The sequence below is a fragment of the Pseudomonas sp. 2024-210 genome, assembly GCF_045062345.1.
Classification (GTDB): Bacteria; Pseudomonadota; Gammaproteobacteria; order Pseudomonadales; family Pseudomonadaceae; genus Aquipseudomonas.
Map to the genome: position 1 here is coordinate 26,067 of NZ_JBJGEJ010000018.1, position 16,828 is coordinate 42,894.

Annotated in this window: 16 protein-coding genes; 3 read left to right on the forward strand and 13 right to left on the reverse strand. The window is 58.3% G+C overall.

The window, feature by feature from the left end:
- Positions 1 to 21: 21 nt before the first annotated feature.
- Both ACI7MX_RS19850 and ACI7MX_RS19855 read right to left on the reverse strand, forming a co-directional pair.
- Positions 22 to 2,460, reverse strand: coding sequence for an RND family transporter (locus ACI7MX_RS19850; protein ID WP_405590951.1), 2,439 nt, complete (start codon positions 2,458 to 2,460; stop codon positions 22 to 24).
- Positions 2,461 to 2,835: 375 nt separating this feature from the next.
- Positions 2,836 to 3,306 carry a hypothetical protein gene (locus tag ACI7MX_RS19855; RefSeq protein ID WP_199750909.1) on the reverse strand — a complete coding sequence of 157 codons (471 nt, stop codon included), beginning with the start codon at positions 3,304 to 3,306 and terminating at the stop codon, positions 2,836 to 2,838.
- Positions 3,307 to 3,770: 464 nt separating this feature from the next.
- On the opposite strand from ACI7MX_RS19855, the gene ACI7MX_RS19860 reads away from it, so the two are divergent.
- Positions 3,771 to 4,001: a hypothetical protein gene (locus ACI7MX_RS19860; RefSeq protein ID WP_405590948.1), complete on the forward strand. Its 231-nt coding sequence runs from the start codon at positions 3,771 to 3,773 to the stop codon at positions 3,999 to 4,001.
- Positions 4,002 to 4,022: 21 nt separating this feature from the next.
- Here ACI7MX_RS19860 and ACI7MX_RS19865 read toward each other — a convergent pair whose 3' ends face one another.
- The 3 genes from ACI7MX_RS19865 to ACI7MX_RS19875 all read right to left on the reverse strand — a co-directional run bounded on the left by ACI7MX_RS19865 (position 4,023) and on the right by ACI7MX_RS19875 (position 6,363).
- The gene (locus ACI7MX_RS19865) at positions 4,023 to 4,241 is read right to left on the reverse strand and encodes a hypothetical protein (protein WP_314483376.1); all 219 of its coding nucleotides are present in this window, start codon (positions 4,239 to 4,241) and stop codon (positions 4,023 to 4,025) included.
- A 120-nt stretch (positions 4,242 to 4,361) separates the two neighbouring features.
- Positions 4,362 to 5,711, reverse strand: a complete 1,350-nt coding sequence (locus tag ACI7MX_RS19870; RefSeq protein ID WP_405590945.1) for a phospholipase effector Tle1 domain-containing protein — start codon at positions 5,709 to 5,711, stop codon at positions 4,362 to 4,364.
- A gap of 247 nt (positions 5,712 to 5,958) precedes the next feature.
- The gene (locus ACI7MX_RS19875) at positions 5,959 to 6,363 is read right to left on the reverse strand and encodes a TraR/DksA C4-type zinc finger protein (protein WP_122783642.1); all 405 of its coding nucleotides are present in this window, start codon (positions 6,361 to 6,363) and stop codon (positions 5,959 to 5,961) included.
- Positions 6,364 to 7,231: 868 nt separating this feature from the next.
- Between ACI7MX_RS19875 and ACI7MX_RS19880 the strand changes: the two genes are divergently transcribed.
- A complete protein-coding gene (locus ACI7MX_RS19880; RefSeq protein WP_314483369.1) occupies positions 7,232 to 7,510 on the forward strand; it encodes a hypothetical protein in 279 nt (92 codons plus the stop codon).
- 217 nt (positions 7,511 to 7,727) lie between these two features.
- Positions 7,728 to 8,444, forward strand: a complete 717-nt coding sequence (locus tag ACI7MX_RS19885; protein ID WP_405590941.1) for an HPP family protein — start codon at positions 7,728 to 7,730, stop codon at positions 8,442 to 8,444.
- 27 nt (positions 8,445 to 8,471) lie between these two features.
- Here the strand turns inward: ACI7MX_RS19885 and ACI7MX_RS19890 are convergent, their stop codons facing one another.
- The 8 genes from ACI7MX_RS19890 to ACI7MX_RS19925 form a co-directional block, all read right to left on the reverse strand.
- Positions 8,472 to 9,827: an MATE family efflux transporter gene (locus ACI7MX_RS19890; RefSeq protein WP_314483365.1), complete on the reverse strand. Its 1,356-nt coding sequence runs from the start codon at positions 9,825 to 9,827 to the stop codon at positions 8,472 to 8,474.
- A gap of 94 nt (positions 9,828 to 9,921) precedes the next feature.
- Positions 9,922 to 11,130, reverse strand: coding sequence for an acetyl-CoA C-acyltransferase (locus ACI7MX_RS19895; RefSeq protein ID WP_314483363.1), 1,209 nt, complete (start codon positions 11,128 to 11,130; stop codon positions 9,922 to 9,924).
- Positions 11,131 to 11,139: 9 nt separating this feature from the next.
- Entirely contained in the window at positions 11,140 to 11,610 is a 471-nt protein-coding gene (locus ACI7MX_RS19900) for a MaoC family dehydratase (RefSeq protein ID WP_405590937.1), read from the reverse strand.
- 9 nt (positions 11,611 to 11,619) lie between these two features.
- Positions 11,620 to 12,405, reverse strand: coding sequence for an SDR family oxidoreductase (locus ACI7MX_RS19905; RefSeq protein WP_405590934.1), 786 nt, complete (start codon positions 12,403 to 12,405; stop codon positions 11,620 to 11,622).
- A gap of 149 nt (positions 12,406 to 12,554) precedes the next feature.
- Positions 12,555 to 13,433, reverse strand: a complete 879-nt coding sequence (locus ACI7MX_RS19910) for an SDR family oxidoreductase (protein ID WP_405590931.1) — start codon at positions 13,431 to 13,433, stop codon at positions 12,555 to 12,557.
- 10 nt (positions 13,434 to 13,443) lie between these two features.
- On the reverse strand, positions 13,444 to 14,595 hold the full coding sequence (locus ACI7MX_RS19915; RefSeq protein WP_314483355.1) for an acetyl-CoA C-acetyltransferase: 1,152 nt from the start codon (positions 14,593 to 14,595) through the stop codon (positions 13,444 to 13,446).
- A gap of 2 nt (positions 14,596 to 14,597) precedes the next feature.
- Positions 14,598 to 15,656 (reverse strand): acyl-CoA dehydrogenase family protein, encoded by a 1,059-nt coding sequence (locus tag ACI7MX_RS19920; RefSeq protein WP_405590927.1) that lies wholly within the window; start codon positions 15,654 to 15,656, stop codon positions 14,598 to 14,600.
- Between the two features lie 8 nt (positions 15,657 to 15,664).
- On the reverse strand, positions 15,665 to 16,819 hold the full coding sequence (locus tag ACI7MX_RS19925; protein WP_405590924.1) for an acyl-CoA dehydrogenase family protein: 1,155 nt from the start codon (positions 16,817 to 16,819) through the stop codon (positions 15,665 to 15,667).
- Positions 16,820 to 16,828: the final 9 nt, after the last annotated feature.

The following is a 16,828-nucleotide window of genomic DNA, read 5'->3' on the forward strand; positions in this document are numbered from 1 at the left end:
AGCGGTCCTGATGCGAACCACTCAATCTGTCGATATGGATGCGTTAAGCGCTTCACGGCCGCTGCGCGCCCGAACGCCGCCTGCGGCAGCTGCTACGGGTGATTTGTCTACCACCAGCGGCTTGCCGAGGTTGAACCACGCGGCCAGCGCCGGTAGCAGGAAGATCGCGCCCAGAACGTTGACCATGAACATAAAGGCCAGCAGTACGCCCATGTCGGCCTGAAATTTGAGCGGGGCAAACACCCAAGTGCACACCCCCAGCGACATCGTCAACGCAGTGAACACTGCCGCCGTTCCGCGTTGGCACATGGCCCGGTAGAAGGCTTCGCGCAGGTTCTGACCCTCGGCCATTTCATGCTCGATGCGCTCATAGAGATAGATGCCGTAATCCACACCCACGCCGACACCCAAGGCCATGACCGGCAAGGTGGCGACTTTCAGGCCGATGCCCAGCAGCGCCATCAAGGCATTGCACAGCACCGCGACAATCGCCAGTGGTACCAGAATGCACAGCACCGCGCGCAGTGAGCGGAAGGTCAGCAGGCAGAACAGCGCCACCGAAATAAACAAGGCAGCCAGCATCACCACTTCGGCTTGCTTGACGGCCTCATTGGACGCGGCCATCACCCCGATATTGCCGCCCGCCAATTTGAAACTCACACCCGGTACTTGAATACCGTTGATGATGCGTTTGGCTTCGCTGAGCACGTGAGCCACGATGGCGCCTTCATGGTCAGCCAAAAACACCAGAATCTGCATCTGCTGGCAACCATCGGTGACCAGCCCCGAATCCGGCGAATAGGCGTAGGCGCCCTGCTGCAAGCCTTGGGATGAGCCCGGTATGGCGGCCCAGCGCGGGTTGCCTTCATTGTTGCCGGCAATCACCTCTTTACCCATGCCCGCCACGCTTTGCACCGACTGCACGCCGGGCACCTCGCGCATCTTGAAATCGAAGGTTTCAACCGCGCGCATCACAGCCGGATCAAGGCAGGCCTCGCTACGATCGCTGATGGTCAGGAACACCGACAGCACATCCAGACCGATGGAGTAGCTGCTGATGATCGAGTGATTGTCCTGGTTGTAGCGCGAGTCTGCGCGCAACTCGGGGGCACCGGCGCCGATGTCACCGGTGGCCAGATCCCGGGCTTTGTAAGCCCCCGCTGCCAGCAATAACAGGCTGATAGCAAACACCCACAGGGCCGGGCCGGGCGTGGCCAGTGCCGATAAACGCCACCACAACGGGTGACGCTGCTCGTTGAGACGTGCACGGGCAGTCATCAGGCGAGGCTCAAGGCGCAAGTGCGCGATGATCAGCGGCAGCATGATTTTATTGGTGATGATCATCAGCATCACACCGATGCAGGCGGTGATGCCCAACTCATGGACGATAGGAATGTCGATCAGCATGATCACCCCGAACCCCAGTGCGTTCATCAGCAGCGCCAATGCGCCGGGGATAAATATCGTGCTGAATGCTGCCTTGGCGGCGGTCACCGAATCACTGCCCGCCAGCACTTGCTGCTTCCAGGCATTGGTCATTTGCACGGCATGGGATACGCCAATCGAGAAAATCAGAAACGGCACCAGAATCGACATCGGGTCGATCCCCAAGCCCAGCAAAGGCAGCAGGCCGAGCAGCCATATAACCGGCAACAAGGCGACAAATAACGCCACCACCGTCAAGCGTAACGAGCGTGAGTACACCCACAGCAACACGCCGGTAATCACAAAGGCGATGGCGAAAAAGCCGATCACGGTGTTCAGGCCTTCGACGACATCCCCGACCAGCTTGGCAAAACCGACAATATTAATGTCAATGTCAGCGCTGCTGTATTTGCTTCGAATGTCCTCAAGGCGCTGGGCAATTTGCACATAGTCCACCGGCTGACCGGTCTTGGGATCAACGTCTTGAAGGTCGGCCCGCACCATTGCCGATTTCAGGTCATTGGCCAGCAGACGGCCTATTTGCCCGGAGCGGGCGGCGTTGCTGCGCACTTGTTGCAAGTCCTCAAGCGTCGCAGCATATTGCGGCGGCACCACCAGATCGCCGACATAGCCTTCTTCGGTAATTTCGATATAGCGCACGTTGGGGGTAAACAGCGACGTCACACTGGGACGACTGACGCCCGAGATATAGAACACGTCGTCGGTGACCTGTTGCAGGGTTTGCAGGAATTCGGGGTTATAGATATCGCCCTCGCCCTTCCAGTGCACGCTGACCAGTAGACGATTGGCGCCAGTAAAAATCCGGCTGAAATCCAGGAAGTTGAGCATGTAGGCATGGCGCACCGGGATCTGTTTGTTGAAGCCGGGGTCGAGCCGTACCTGGGTGGCGCTATAGCCAAGCGCCAAGGTGATCAGCAGAAACAATCCAAGCAGGGGTTTGCGGTGGGCGAGTAGTCGCTCGGCACACTGATTGACCAGACGCTGGGTGGTGGTGAGCTCAGGCGCAATTTTCATCGCAGCCTCGCACAGCAAATGAACAGACGATGGCGCCCATGCACACGATCCCTCGCAAATTTTTATTGTTTTTTGCTTGCGGCTTGATCAACCACCCCGCATTGAGTGGGAGTGATCATCAGGTGCAGCTGTGCCTGGAACATCGTCCATAAGGCTTAGGCTGTTTGGAGGGGATAAACATGGACCTCGTACCCGCTGACGAGGAACGAAGGCTGCGCTCGAGCGCGAAGCGCTCGCAAAACGGGACAACTCGGTGTAGCCGAAACCCGCCAACCGGCCATCGCAGCAGGGCTGAGGTCTTGGCTGGAAGGGTTTTACGACGGCTGCGCCGCCAATCGCAGCCGTCGTCCCTCGTCAGCGACTAGGCGCGCAGGGTTATTCTTTGCTGGGTTTGAACTTGAGCACACCTTTGGGCCAGGTAGCAGCCTTCTTGGTGATCGCCTTCAGGGTTTTGGTCAACCCGCCTTCAAGCTGCTGGTTGGCCGCAAATACCAGCATGACCGTCTGACCTTCTTTGAAGACCACGCCTTCACCCTCAGGCGAAGTGACATAGGCATAGTCGCCAATACCATAAACCGTCATTTTGATTTCACGAAACTTGATGTCGAATTTACCGCCTTCGCGACTGGGCAAAACGGCGGCGCTGAAATGATCACCGACTTTAAGCTTAAGACCCGGTTTGTCATCTACAACCAGCGCTGTTTCAGTGTCGATTTCGGCGATGTAAATACCTTCCGCCGTTTGCTCGGTGACATAAACAAAACGGGAGTGGAACAGCTTTACCAGCCGAGCCCGCAAGTCACCCAAAACGAATAACGCATGCATCTCCAAATTGCTGACTGCCAACGAAAAACCCTCGAAACCTGAAGTGGAACTGCCGGAATAAAAAGGCAGCAAAAAAAGGCATCAGCCACGTAATGAAAAAAAACGAGTACAGCAATGGCTCCGGACTGCTGGAGTCGGGAGACAAGAACCATCAAGACTAGAGGATCCGCACTCTGATTTCCCCGGCGAACGATGCGCCAATGACTGAAGAAAATCAGCCAGAACCAGAACGAATACAACAGATAAACAAATCAGTCGGGACGGCATTCTACCGGCCATGCCCGGCGTTGGGTATAAACATCCTCATGGGTATCAAGGATTTCTAACTTTTTTAACGTAATAGCGCCGCAAATGGCGAGGCTTTCGTTACACCGGTCAGTTATCTGCGCCACTCTTCATCAACTACTGCCATACTCGCCAAAAAATCGACTTGGCCCATGAAGCCGGGTTCGCCGGGCTCCATTACCTTTAAGGGAACGTGACACGTGACGGAATTTGATATTGGCGAGTTTTTCATCCACGGAGACGTCAGAGAAGTCGAAGGCGAGTTTCAGGCCGTGATCGTGATGCGGGCCAAGCCGCCGCTCTCCACGGTTACTTATCATCAGGTCGAAAAGGATCGCTGGTTCAAGACCGCCGAAGGCGCCAAAGCTGCGGGCCTGGAGTCGGCCCAGGCGTTGAAAAACGCAGTCGATGCAGGCGCCTTCAACGCTTGACCCCCGCCGGGACGAGCTGGCTCAGGCGTGCCGGGCATTACCCGCACAAGCCCTGTGCTGGCTTCCCAGCTGCGCAAGCCATGCTGCGCGGCACTCTTCGGCTTCAAGGCGAGTAGAAAAAGCCGTACCACGCTGCTCCCCGTTGACCAAAACCACCCAGCAGGCTTTTTGCCCGACCTCGCGCAAGGTTTTGGGAACACCGCTGCCAATCATGACGGCTACATCAACCTGATAAGGCATGATGAATTCTCCAGCAATTAGTTAGTCACCTAACGATGTCGGCCATTTTAGTGACTAACGATCACGGGAAAAAGCTATCTGAGGCATAGCTCAATTGCATGATCGGTAACAATCCTCGCCTTAGACCCATTCATCCAGCGGCATTTGCTGATCGAACACCGAGCGCCCGCCTTCGCGCGGCCGGTTGAAAAAAGCTTGATCCATCACGCCCGTCCCCATGCCTACGCCCGCATTCCAGTGGGCTGAGCGATGAACATAGCGTTGGCGCAACAGACGCTCCTGCTCAGCGCTGAGTTCAATAACGCCCGTACGCACTTGCGCCTCCAGGCTGACGGCAATCGCTGACAGTTCGTCGGGTACTTCGATCACGGCGGCGGGCAATGCGCACAGAGGCACACCCTGATCGCACGCCAGTCGGTGCATGATCCGCAAGTACACACGCGACAAGTGCCCAAACACCCTGCGCTGCATGAATACGGCCGCCTGCACACGCTGCATCGGGTCTTGGCGAGAGCCTGTGGGGTGTGACTCGCTGCGGATCTCCAGCAGTCGACTCGGGTCTTGTGGGTCCAACAAGTCTTGACGCTGCCACTCGACCAGGTCTTGCTCGGCGACCGCCCACGCACGGGTCAACTTGAGCGGTGTGGACGGGCTAACCAGATTAGTTTGCCAACGCGTCAGGTACACCTGCTCCTCCATCTCCAGCGGGTAGCCACCACCCACGTCGGCGTGCACGCCCGGCAGGGCTATATCCAGCGGCCACTGCGGAGCAATACGGCTCAGGGCGAAATTTCTACGGTGCTCGTCTCTGGCACTGAGTTGCACCACCTGACGCGCACACTCAGGGCCCAGAAAAAGGTTAAGCCCCGGATTGATGTCGTCGCCGATATCGCCCAAATCGGCCAACCCACCCATGGCCGCCACGGTATCGAACAGCCCGATAAAACAAATCTCACACGTAAAATCATCCGCCAGCACAAAGTGTTCAGCGAAATCAGTCGCGTTGATTAGATTCGTAAAATGCCGGGCCGCGGCTGCGCCACGACTGAAACCAAATATATCCAGTTGCAAGCGGCTCAGGGTGTGAGGCGCCAGCGCTTGCACGAACGTTGTCAGGCACCGATTGAGTTGCGCCTGAGCCTCTTCTGCCTTGCCCAGCACACCCGTGTTGCCGCGCCCATAGGTCTGCGCCGGAAAGCGCGTATCCGCCTGGCCGGTGGTCGTGCCTATGCCGGTGACATACAGCGAAGTGACGGCCTTGCCCGTGGCATCAAAGCTTGATTGCACCGGGTAGCACTGATACAGCCGGGCAACATTAGTGGCAACACCGTCATAGCTGCTGCCCGCGTCAACCCTCAGGCCCTGTGCTTGACGTTCCTGCCCCAACAGGCTGTTGAACGTGTTGTTTGCCGTCCCGTCAAAAAAAACACCGACACGCAACACAGGTCCTGTGTCGCTGGAATTGCTCATGAATGCTGCCATCTCCTTATTAGGTTGCACGCGGAAATGCGCGGCCAAATATAAGGGTGCTCAGCAGCAGCGACCAGCTCAAGACCCTGAGATTGTATGTGCACGGATTACAGCGGGGCGGCTGAACAACAGTGCGAATGCCTGTTGCGTGGGGCAAAAAATTGAATCAATGCGGCCGACAACGTCGCAGGTGTTCTCACTCAGTTTGCACGCGGCGCAAAACCCGTGAGGACACCTGCGCAGGCGCTTAGGCTTGACGCTGGTGCTTGTCGATTTGCTCGTGACGCTCTTGTGCTTCGATGCAGTACTTGGTCGTCGGGCTGATCAGCAGGCGCTTAAGGCCAATGGCCTCGCCACTGTCATCACACCAGCCGAAGCTGTCTTCTTTAATGCGCTCCAGCGCTTGCTCCAATTGAGGCAGCATACGTTGATCACGATCGATGGAGTTCACCAGCCAGGTGCGCTCTTCTTCTACCGAAGCAGCGTCCGCAGGGTCGGCCGGGGTATCCAGACTTTCAATCGCGATACGGTTCTGCTCGATACGCTCGTGGGTTTCAACCTTCATGTTTTGCAACAGCTCGCTGAAAAAAGCATGTTGCTCGGCATTCATGTAGTCATCCGCCGGCATGGCCAGCAACTTATCCTTTGTCATTGATTTCTCTATAAAAAATACGTGCATTAAGGCGAACTGGGGAGCGTTCTGACCGATATTCGCCCCAACCCGTCAGGTGCCATCTGTTTCAAGCGCCACCCGGCACTCAATTTACGAGGGGCGGCAGTCTAAGGCCGAGTTATCGACTCAGCAACTGAAATGACATCTATTTGTCCAGCAAAACCTGAAAAGCGATAAAAAGGGCCCTAATGGAGTGCGATTGCTGCAAGAAACTCCCTCAGCGAACCTATTCATGCCTGAACCCCATCGGATTCTGCTGAAGAGGGTGTCAACATGCCATCTTTCATTTTCCCAAGGCCGCCGCTGAAAGGGCCCGTTCCTGCCAATGGTTTCGCACTATAAGTAGGCATTGGCGACAAGAGCCGATTGACTGAGCGCCATTACGCCAGCGAAAAATACTTCACTTTATTACCTGAGCGTTCCTGGACGTAAAAAATGTCACCCCTACAAAGGGCGACATCGCCTTTGCCGCTGTACGAATTAAGCCCTTCAAAACTCCTCCTTTACACGCTGAACAATCCCACGAATATCTCCGTAAATCTTATTGATAGTTACGCATTGACTGACAAGACTGAGGGGGCTAGGCACTTTACAATCGTTCGCACAAATCCCAGATCCCAAGCCAAGTAAATGCCCTTAATGTCACTGTTTGTATCGCGATAAATGGCATTCACGAACTCTGCCCCCATTCAGTTGAGAAACCAGATCTGAACCATCCCCTCAGATAGCCCAAATACCGTTCAGCCCATGAAAATTGCCTAACGAAGCACTGAGTGCTTGGTTGGCACTTTTCAACAAGACACTGCCCGGTATTGTCCAAATAGCCTTACTTAGGGAGCACGACACGATGAGTTATTCCTTGTTTGCCCAGACTAAGCCTGCACCTGAACCCGACTTGTGTGCCACAGCCCCGACGGCAGACTGCCCGGATCCGGTAGACGTGCCGGAACTGAGCAGGCTGGTCAAGCTGCGCGATGCGCTGTTGATGCTCAAGATCCCCATGGCCAATAACGAAAGTTTGCGCGGCGTTATCGAAGGGCGACTGTTAAACAATGAGGTCTATGAGCGCGTTCTGGGAAAATTGGCGTCTGACAATCCCAATCACGTGTCGGCAACGCCTCCCTAATTACACCTGCATCTCGTCATCGTGAACCGATGAAAGGGGCTTAATCTCAAAAATAATGCAGTTAACACTCATTATTATGAATTTGCAGATTGGCTGGGCATTAGGCAGACTTCACGCGTTCCTCCCCCACATGAAGGGACATTTTCAAGGGCTTGCCGGGACTCCCGCCAAGCCCTTTTTTAATCTTCACACTCATCGAAACCGGATTGTCATCGCCATGCAAACCCGCTGGATCAGCAGGCTGTTACCTGCTTCTACCCATACCCGACCTACCGAATGGAGCCGTGCCGCCATCGGCGTCTCGCTGGGCACCCTGCTGAGTGTCTGGGTCTGCAGCCTTTTTTTCGGGCTGCCGGTCGCCATGCACCTGATCGGTCCATTGGGCGCATCAGCCGTATTGTTGTTTGCCGTCTCTTCAGGCGCTCTGGCGCAACCCTGGTCGATTCTGGGCGGCTATTTCTGCGCCACGCTGGTCTCATTGGTCGTGGTGTACTTTTTGGGCCGCAACCTGAACAGCGCGTGCCTGGCCGTGGGCGTGAGCCTGATTGCCATGTGCCTGTTGCGTTGCCTGCACCCCCCGGCCGGGGCGCTGAGCCTGCTGGTCGTGCTGGCAGACCCGGCCAGTGCCCGTCTGGGCTGGGCCGTGCTGGAACCGGTAATGTTGGCGGCGGCGTGCATGCTGGTATCGGCGATGGCCTATAACAACCTGACACGGGTGCGCTACCCGAAAAAATCGGAAACCGCTGCCGTCACTGCGGCCCCGGCCGCTGCCGGCGATCCGGGAATTACTGCACAGGACTTGCAAAAAGCACTGGAGCAGATGGAAGCCTTCATCGATGTAACCCCTGAAGACCTTGAAGCCTTGATCAAAGCCAGCGAACAGAATGCGCGTCGGCGAAGTGTCACAGAGGTCTTCACTCAAGGCTCAAACTGAAAAACCGCCTCTGCGATCAGGGGTCGCTTAAATCAGGCGCTGTATTTGCTTGTGCCTCCAGACCAGCCGGTAATACGCGGTTTGCAGAACCAGCATAGCGATATAGGTCACAGGGAACGCCATCCACACCCCTTGAAGACCAAAATGGGCATCCAGGGCATAGGCCACGGGTAACTCAATGCACAGCACACAAAACAAGGTGATACCCATGGGCACCACTACCACGCCGCTGGCCCGCATGATCCCGCCGATGACGGCTTGAAAGCCAAACACCAGAACGCTCCAGAGCATGATGTGCAAAAGGTGCTCTGCCCTGATCAGCGCTTCTACATCGGTGATGAACAGCCCCAACAGCCAGTTGGACAATCCATAACCCAAGAGCACCAACGCACCGGTCAGGCAAAGATTGATGAGCAGACCGGTGCGCAGGATCGGGCCGATACGCTCTATGTGCCCTCCCCCGATCGCTTGCGCCCCCAGGATCGACGCCGTGATGGCTATCGACAATGCCGGGAACTGCACATAGTTGACGATCTGCGTGACCGCACCGTAGGCAGCCGTGGCGGAGGAGCCATGGCTGTTGACCAATGCCAGAATGACCAACTCGGAAAGCGACAGCACCACCATCTGCACCCCGGTCGGCAAGCCGATGCGCAAGACTTTTTTCAAAATGGCCCAGTCCAGACGCAACGCCGCAAAGAGTTCGCGATCCGGGGCCATTGCACTGCGTTTGTGGCGCAGACGCAGCACCAAAAAACCCATCGCCAGGGCATTGCCCACCAGTCCGGCCAATGCCGCGCTTTGGATGCCCATGGGCGCGATGCCCAACCAGCCGAGGATCAACGCCGGGGTCAGCAACAGGCCTACGGCCGTTGACACGATCAACGCCAGCAAAGGCGAAACCGTGTCACTGATGCCCCTCAACAGTTGCGTGAACAGAATAAAGACCAGCAAGAGCGGCATGATCAGCATCATCACCCGCGCATAGGCCACGGCGTCTTCCAGCACGTCGATCGGAGTGCCCAGCCCCTGCAGTGCAGGGCGAGCCAAAAAGCTGCCCAGTACCGCTGCCACCAGTCCAATGATCGCCCCCAGGGTCAACGTGGCGCCGGTGACTTTCTTCACCAGCGACGTTTCGCCCGCCCCCCATGCCTGACCGATCAACACCGACGCCCCGGCGCCAAGACCAATCACCAGCGCGATAAAGAAAAACACGATAGGGAACATCCCCGACACGGCCGCCAGCGCCTGAGTGCCGAGCAATTGCCCGACATAAATCCCATTAAGCGTGCCTGAAAAGCTTTGCAGGAAGTTGGACAGCACCATCGGCGCCAGGAAGATCAGATAGATCTTCCACAGCGGCCGTTGTGACGGGTTCTGCATAACGGATCGCCCTTAGAAAAAACGTATGGGCCGTTATACCGTAAAAGGTTGAAATAAATCTCTTCAGCGTCCCGCGATGACCACGGCCACCTTCTCAACTCAACTCAAACAACCCCGCCGCGCCCATGCCGCCACCAATGCACATGGCCACCACCACAAACCGCGCGCCCCGGCGCCGTCCTTCCAACAGGCTGTGGCCGACCATTCGCGCCCCGGACATACCGAACGGATGGCCAATGGAAATCGCCCCGCCGTTGACGTTCAGGCGGTCATTGGGAATCTGCAAAAAGTCGCGGCAGTAAACCACTTGGCAGGCGAACGCTTCGTTGATCTCCCACAAGTCGATATCCGACACCGTCAGGCCGAAGCGCTTAAGCAATTTGGGAATGGCAAACACCGGGCCAATGCCCATTTCTTCCGGTGCACAACCACTGACCGCGATCCCGCGATAAATGCCCAGCGCTTCGATCCCGCGCTGTTTGGCCTCGGCGCGGCTCATCAACAAGACGGCGGCAGCGCCGTCGGAGAATTGCGAAGCGTTGCCAGCGGTAATGAACTCGCCCTGCTGCACCCATTGGCCGTCTTTCCACACGGGTTTCAACGCGGCCAGGTCTTCAAGGGTGGTCGAGGGGCGATTGCATTCGTCACGGTCGGCCACGACTTCTTGATGGCCACTGGGCTTGCCTTCCTTGTCAAAGCACAGCTTGCGCGCGGCCAAGGGCACAATCTCTTCGGCAAACAGCCCGGCGACCTGTGCGGCTGCCGTTCGCTGCTGGCTTTGCAAGGAGTACTGGTCCTGCACTTCGCGGCTGATGTTGTAACGCCGAGCCACGATCTCGGCGGTTTCGAGCATCGGAATATACGCCGTGGGCATGCACGCCAGTACCGCTTCGGACTGCGCCCGGTAGGTGTTTTTGTATTTATTTTGAGTCAATGACAGCGACTCGACACCGCCCGCGACCGCAATCGACATTTCGCCGGTCATGATGCCTTTGGCTGCCACCCCGATACTCATCAACCCCGAGGCGCACATACGGTCAATGGCCATGCCCGGCACAGTGTTCGGCAAACCACCGGTATTGGCGCACAAGCGACCAATGTTGTAGCCCTGGGTGCCTTGTTGCGCCGCAGCGCCCATGATCACGTCCTCGACAGAACCCGGCTCGATGCCGGCGCGCTCAACCACCGCACGCACCACATGGCCACCGAGCACCGGGGCTTCAGTGTCGTTGAACGAGCCACGGAAGGACTTGGTCAGGGCCGTACGGGCCGTGGAGACGATCACTACGTCATTCAGGTTCATGTTCATCACTCACTGTTCAATAGAGTTGAAGGTGTAACGACTGATGGTGTCCACCACACAGCCGGGACGCTCGCTGCCTTCGATTTCGACACTGATGCGCACCACCGCCTGCAAGGCCGCTCCGAGCGCCTCGACCTGAATGATCTGGCCGTGCCCGCGCACCCGCGAGCCGACTTTGACCACCGCCGGAAAGCGCAAGCGGTCACTGCCGTAATTGACCCCCATGGCCAGATTGGCGAACTGCATCAATTGCGGCATAAACAGATTGGCCAGTGCCAGCGTCAGGTAGCCGTGGGCAATGCAGGCACCAAACGGGCCGCTGGCCGCTCGCTCAGGGTCGACATGAATCCACTGGTGATCGCCCGTGGCTTCGGCGAACAGGTTGACCCGCTCCTGTGTCAGTTCAAGCCAGTCGGTACGGCCCAAATCCTGCCCCTGGGCGTCAAGCAATTGCGCGGCACTGCTGAAGAGTGTGCTCATGGGTTCACCTCACGCCTGCTGCGAACTGACCGGCAACACTTCACCGACCATATAAGAGGCGTAATCGCTGGCCAAAAACACCATGACGTTGGCCACTTCCCACACTTCTGCCGCGCGACCAAAGGCTTCGCGGCTGGTCAGTTGTTCGAGCAGCTCGCTGCTTGAGGCTTTTTTCAGAAAGTCATGCAATGCAATCGACGGCGCGACGGCATTGATCCGCACGCCGCTCTCGGCAGCTTCCAACGCGCTGCAACGGGTCAGCGCCATCACGCCGGCCTTGGCCGCAGCGTAATGGGCCTGTTCTTTTTGCGCCCGCCAGCCCAGTACCGAGGCGTTATTGACGATGGCCCCGGCGCCACGACGCTCCATATGCGGCAGCATGGCGCGGGTCATGCGCATAGTGCCGGTGAGGGTGATGTCGAGCACTGAAGACCACTGTTGATCGGTCATCTCGGTGAGGCGCACCTGGCCGCCCAGCCCGGCGTTGTTGATCAGTACATCGACGCCGCCCAAGGCGTCTTCGGCGGCGGCAACCAGGGCTTGTACGTCGGTTTCAACCGTGACGTTGCACAGTTGGCCGTAGACGGCTTGCAGGCCGGTTTCGGCCTTTAGGCGCTCAACGGCTTCTTCGAGGCGACGCGGGTGAATATCGGAAATCATCAAGGCGCGACAGCCTTCTTCGGCGCAGCGTTTGGCGGCGGCATAGCCGATACCGGCACCGGCTGCGGCGGTGATCAGGATCGACTTGCCGGCCAAAAGCTGGTGGCCGGGGACGTAGGGAGGTGCTTGTCTCATGGTTGAATTCTCTTATTGTGATGGCAAACAAAAGCCCCTCACCCTAGCCCTCTCCCAGAGGGAGAGGGGACTAAAGGCAAAAGCAGATCCGCTTTTAGCCCCCTCTCCCTCTGGGAGAGGGCTGGGGTGAGGGCCAGGGTTCAGCCGTCTCAGCTGCCCCAAACCCTTTGCGGCTTGGGCGCTTCAGCTAATATCTGGCTCATGGCCACGCCCACTTCTTCAGGCTGCCACTGCGCGCCCTTGTCACGGGTCACGCCCGTACGCCAGCCATCGCCCAGCGACAGCCGCCCGCCCTGACTCTCAATGATTTGCCCGGTCACATCCCGCGACAGGCTGCTGCCCAGCCACACCACCAACGGCGCGACGTTTTCTGGCGCCCAGGCATCAAACCCGCCGTCATCCGGCTTTTTCACAACGTCCGGCATCGCACTTTCAGTCATCGAGGTGCGCGCCGCCGGGGCCAACGCATTAGCCGTGACGCCATAACGCGCCAGCTCGGCCGCTTGCACCAACGTCAACGCGGCAATCCCACCTTTGGCCGCACTGTAATTGGACTGTCCCACCGAGCCCTGCAAACCCGCACCGGAGCTGGTATTGATAATCCGCGCGTCCACGGGGTGCCCGGCCTTGGCCTGATCGCGCCATCGCTTGCCCAGAATATTGGCCAGACAAAAATGCCCCTTGAGGTGCACGCGCATCACCGCATCCCAATCGTCTTCGCCGAGGCTGATAAACATCCGGTCGCGCAAGATCCCGGCGTTGTTAACCACGACATGGACTTCACCAAACGCGGCCAGTGCGGCATCGACAATCAACTGCGCCGTCGCAACCGTGGTGATGTCGTCGGCATTGGCAATCGCCTGCCCGCCGCGCTGGCGAATCTCGCCCACCACCTCTTCGGCCGCTTCACGGCGAATGTCATTGACCACCACATTGGCGCCCTGTTCGGCAAACGCCAGCGCATAGGCGCGGCCCAAGCCCCCCCCCGCGCCGGTGATAATCACGGTACGTCCTTCACAAATGGCCATCTCGTTACTCCTAAAGACGCTCAATGATGGTTACGTTGGCTTGCCCGCCGCCTTCGCACATGGTCTGCAAACCATAACGGCCGCCAGTGCGCTCCAACTGATTGAGCAAGCTGGTCATCAACCGGGCACCACTGGCGCCCAACGGGTGCCCCAGCGCAATGGCGCCGCCATTGGCATTGGTGCGAGCCGGGTCGTAATCCAGCTCCTTGGCCCATGCCATCACCACGGAGGCAAAGGCTTCGTTAATTTCCACGAGGTCGATGTCTTGCATGCGCATGCCGGCCTTTTTCAAGGCCATGCGCGTGGCCGCAATGGGTGCAGTGAGGTGCCAGATCGGATCGTCGCCCATCACGCACAGGTGGTGGATGCGGGCTCTGGGCGTCAGGTTATAGCGCTTGAGCGCCGCCTCGGAGACCACCAGTAAAGCGGCCGAGGCGTCACAGGTCTGACTGGAAACAGCCGCGGTGATCGACGGGAACTCAGCGGACACTGGCTCCAGTTCAGCCATTTTGGCCAGACTGGTCTGACGCGGTGTTTCATCGTCCCAAACGCCTTCGCAGGGCACGATTTCATTGACAAAGCGGCGCCCGGCAATCGCGTCCAGCGCGCGACGATGACTTTCCAGCGCATAGGCTTCCATCTGTTGGCGACTGATCTGCCAGTGATCGGCGATGCGCTGCGCTGCGTAAAACTGATTGACCGGCTGGTTGCCAAATCGCGCCTGCCAGCCCTTGCTGCCGGAAAACGGATCACTGAACCCCAGCGGCTGCCCCGCCAACATCGCTGATGAAATCGGGATCTGGGTCATGGTTTGCACCCCACCCACCGCAATCACATCCTGGGTCCCGCTCATCACGGCTTGCGCGGCAAAGTGCAGCGCTTGCTGCGATGAACCGCACTGTCGGTCAATGGTGGTGCCCGGTACGTTGAGCGCCAGGCCCGCCGCCAGCCAACTGGTGCGGGCAATGTCCCCGGCCTGCGAGCCAATGGTGTCAACGCAACCAAAAATCACATCGTCGTATTCGTCGGCAGGGATCTGATTGCGTTCCACCAGTGCTTTAAGCACATGGGCGCCCAGGTCTATCGCATGCACATGGGCCAACCCGCCTTTACGCTTGCCGGTCGGGCTGCGCAAGGCATCAACAATATAGGCTTGGGGCATCATCAATCCTCGAAGGTGTGGCCTGGGCCCAGAGGCGCAGCACCGCTGAGTACGTGGTCAGCCACGCGTCTTTTATGCAGGGCACGATCGCCCCAGGCGTTGTCCAGCGCCCACGCGCGCTTCATGAACATTTGCAGGTCAACTTCCCAGGTGTAACCCATGGCGCCGTGCACCTGAATGCCTTGGCGGGCCGCCAGCCAGCTGGCCTCACAGCACGCCAGACGTGCTTGCGAGACCCACACACTGGCATATTGCTCACCGTGAGCCAGCGCGTAAGCAGCGCGATACAACACCGGCTTGGCAAACTCGATCTGCGTGGCCACATCGGCCAAGTGATGTTTGACCGCTTGAAAACTGCCTATCGGCTTGCCGAACTGTTTGCGCTGCGCGGCGTAATCCACCGAGAGGTCAAGCATGCGCTGAGCCAGACCAAGCAATTGCCCCGCCACCGACAGCGCCCCCCGGTTCAGGGTTTGCGCCCATAAATGGCGACCCGAAGGGCCGTCGGCCACCAGCGATGACGTGCTCGACTGCCAACTGACGCGGGCCAGACGCCGTGAGGCATCCAGGCTGCTGAGGGGATGCACATCGACCTCGCTGCGAGGCACCACGTGGACTTCGTCGCCCTGAGCCAACAGCAGCAAATCCGCGTGAGCCGCATCGGCCACCAGCGGGTTCACCGGGTGACCAATCGCAATGCGCAGGCTGCCATCAGCAATGCCGCTCAGCCATTCGGTGCGAGTGGCGGTGTCCTGTGACAAACCGGCAATCATCGCGCTGGCCACGTACGCGGTGTCGCTGAGTGAATCGGGAATGGCGTAGTAGCCCAGTTCCTGGGTCATCAACGCCCACGCCACATCATCCATGCCCAAACCGCCGTAGGCTTCGGGCACGGAAAGCGCAGTCAAACCCTGCGCTGCAATCTTGTTGCGCAAGTTCGGCGAACGACCGAGATCGGTTTCCCAGATTTCGCGGAGCATTTCGGGGGCGGCTTCAGTCATCAAAAAACGGCTGATGGCTTCGCGAAACGTTTGCTGGTCTTCGGTAAAGGTAAAGTCCATTCCCGGCCTCACTTCGGCAGACCGAGCATGCGCTCGGCGATGATGTTGCGCTGGATCTCGTTAGTGCCCGCGTAAATAGGCCCTGCCTGAGCAAACAAAAAGCCTTCGAGCCAGTTGTACCCACCGTCCAATTGCCCGGTCAGTTCGCCGTGGGCACCGAGAATGCGCATGGCGGTTTCGTGCATGCGCAGGTCAAGTTCCGACCAGATGATTTTATTGATGCTCGACTCGGCACCAATCTGCGCACCCCGGTTCAGGCGCCCCACCGTGTGATAGGCGGACAAGGCATAGGCCTGAGCGTCCGACCACGCCTTGCACACCGCCTCGCTCAACGTCGGGTCACGATCGGCACTGGCGCGATGGCTTTGATACAACTCAACCAACTTGCGTGCGGTGTACTGAAAGCGGGCGGGCGAACGCAACAGCAAGCCCCGTTCAAACCCCGCTGTGGCCATCGCGACGTGCCAGCCCTGCCCTTCATCGCCAATACGGTTTTGCAGCGGGATGCGCACGTCATCAAAAAACACTTCGGCAAAGGCATCTTTACCGTTCAGTGCCTTGATCGGACGCACCGTCACGCCCGGCGCATTGAGCGGCACCATGACAAACGACAAACCATGATGGCGGCTGGACGCCGGATCGCTGCGGAACAAGCCAAACAGCCAGTCGGCAAAAATCGCCCGGGTCGACCAGGTTTTCTGTCCATTGAGCACGTACTCGTCACCCACACGAGTGGCTTTACTGGTGATGGCAGCCATGTCAGAACCGGCGTTCGGCTCAGACCAGCCTTGAGCCCACATATCAGCACTGGCAGCCATGCGCGGCAGAAAGCGCTTTTTTTGCTCCTCAGTGCCGAACTCCATCAAGGTCGTGCCGAGCAGCAACTGACCGTTCTGGTTAACCCGCATGGGTGCACCGGCACCGTAATATTCTTCCTCGAAAATTAACCACTCAATCAGATCGCAGCCACGCCCACCCAGATCGGTGGGCCACATGACCATCGACAGGCGGTTCTCAAAGAGCTTGGCTTCCCACTGACGGTGCTGCTCAAAGCCTTCGCGGGTGTCATAACTGGCTAATGGGCGAGTAGGCAGATTAGCGGCCAGCCATTGACGCACTTCCTGTCGGAACGCCTTTTGTTTCGGGGAGTAAGTCAGGTCCATCGTCAGCTC

Bases quoted from the DNA above. Each gene is read 5' to 3' on its own strand.
- ACI7MX_RS19895 (WP_314483363.1), bottom strand. From the start codon at position 11,130: ATGAACCTGAATGACGTAGTGATCGTCTCCACGGCCCGTACGGCCCTG.
- ACI7MX_RS19880 (WP_314483369.1), top strand. From the start codon at position 7,232: ATGAGTTATTCCTTGTTTGCCCAGACTAAGCCTGCACCTGAACCCGAC.
- ACI7MX_RS19865 (WP_314483376.1), bottom strand. From the start codon at position 4,241: ATGCCTTATCAGGTTGATGTAGCCGTCATGATTGGCAGCGGTGTTCCC.
- ACI7MX_RS19900 (WP_405590937.1), bottom strand. From the start codon at position 11,610: ATGAGCACACTCTTCAGCAGTGCCGCGCAATTGCTTGACGCCCAGGGG.
- ACI7MX_RS19885 (WP_405590941.1), top strand. From the start codon at position 7,728: ATGCAAACCCGCTGGATCAGCAGGCTGTTACCTGCTTCTACCCATACC.
- ACI7MX_RS19905 (WP_405590934.1), bottom strand. From the start codon at position 12,405: ATGAGACAAGCACCTCCCTACGTCCCCGGCCACCAGCTTTTGGCCGGC.
- ACI7MX_RS19925 (WP_405590924.1), bottom strand. From the start codon at position 16,819: ATGGACCTGACTTACTCCCCGAAACAAAAGGCGTTCCGACAGGAAGTG.
- ACI7MX_RS19870 (WP_405590945.1), bottom strand. From the start codon at position 5,711: ATGAGCAATTCCAGCGACACAGGACCTGTGTTGCGTGTCGGTGTTTTT.
- ACI7MX_RS19875 (WP_122783642.1), bottom strand. From the start codon at position 6,363: ATGACAAAGGATAAGTTGCTGGCCATGCCGGCGGATGACTACATGAAT.
- ACI7MX_RS19890 (WP_314483365.1), bottom strand. From the start codon at position 9,827: ATGCAGAACCCGTCACAACGGCCGCTGTGGAAGATCTATCTGATCTTC.
- ACI7MX_RS19920 (WP_405590927.1), bottom strand. From the start codon at position 15,656: ATGGACTTTACCTTTACCGAAGACCAGCAAACGTTTCGCGAAGCCATC.
- ACI7MX_RS19850 (WP_405590951.1), bottom strand. From the start codon at position 2,460: ATGAAAATTGCGCCTGAGCTCACCACCACCCAGCGTCTGGTCAATCAG.
- ACI7MX_RS19910 (WP_405590931.1), bottom strand. From the start codon at position 13,433: ATGGCCATTTGTGAAGGACGTACCGTGATTATCACCGGCGCGGGGGGG.
- ACI7MX_RS19915 (WP_314483355.1), bottom strand. From the start codon at position 14,595: ATGCCCCAAGCCTATATTGTTGATGCCTTGCGCAGCCCGACCGGCAAG.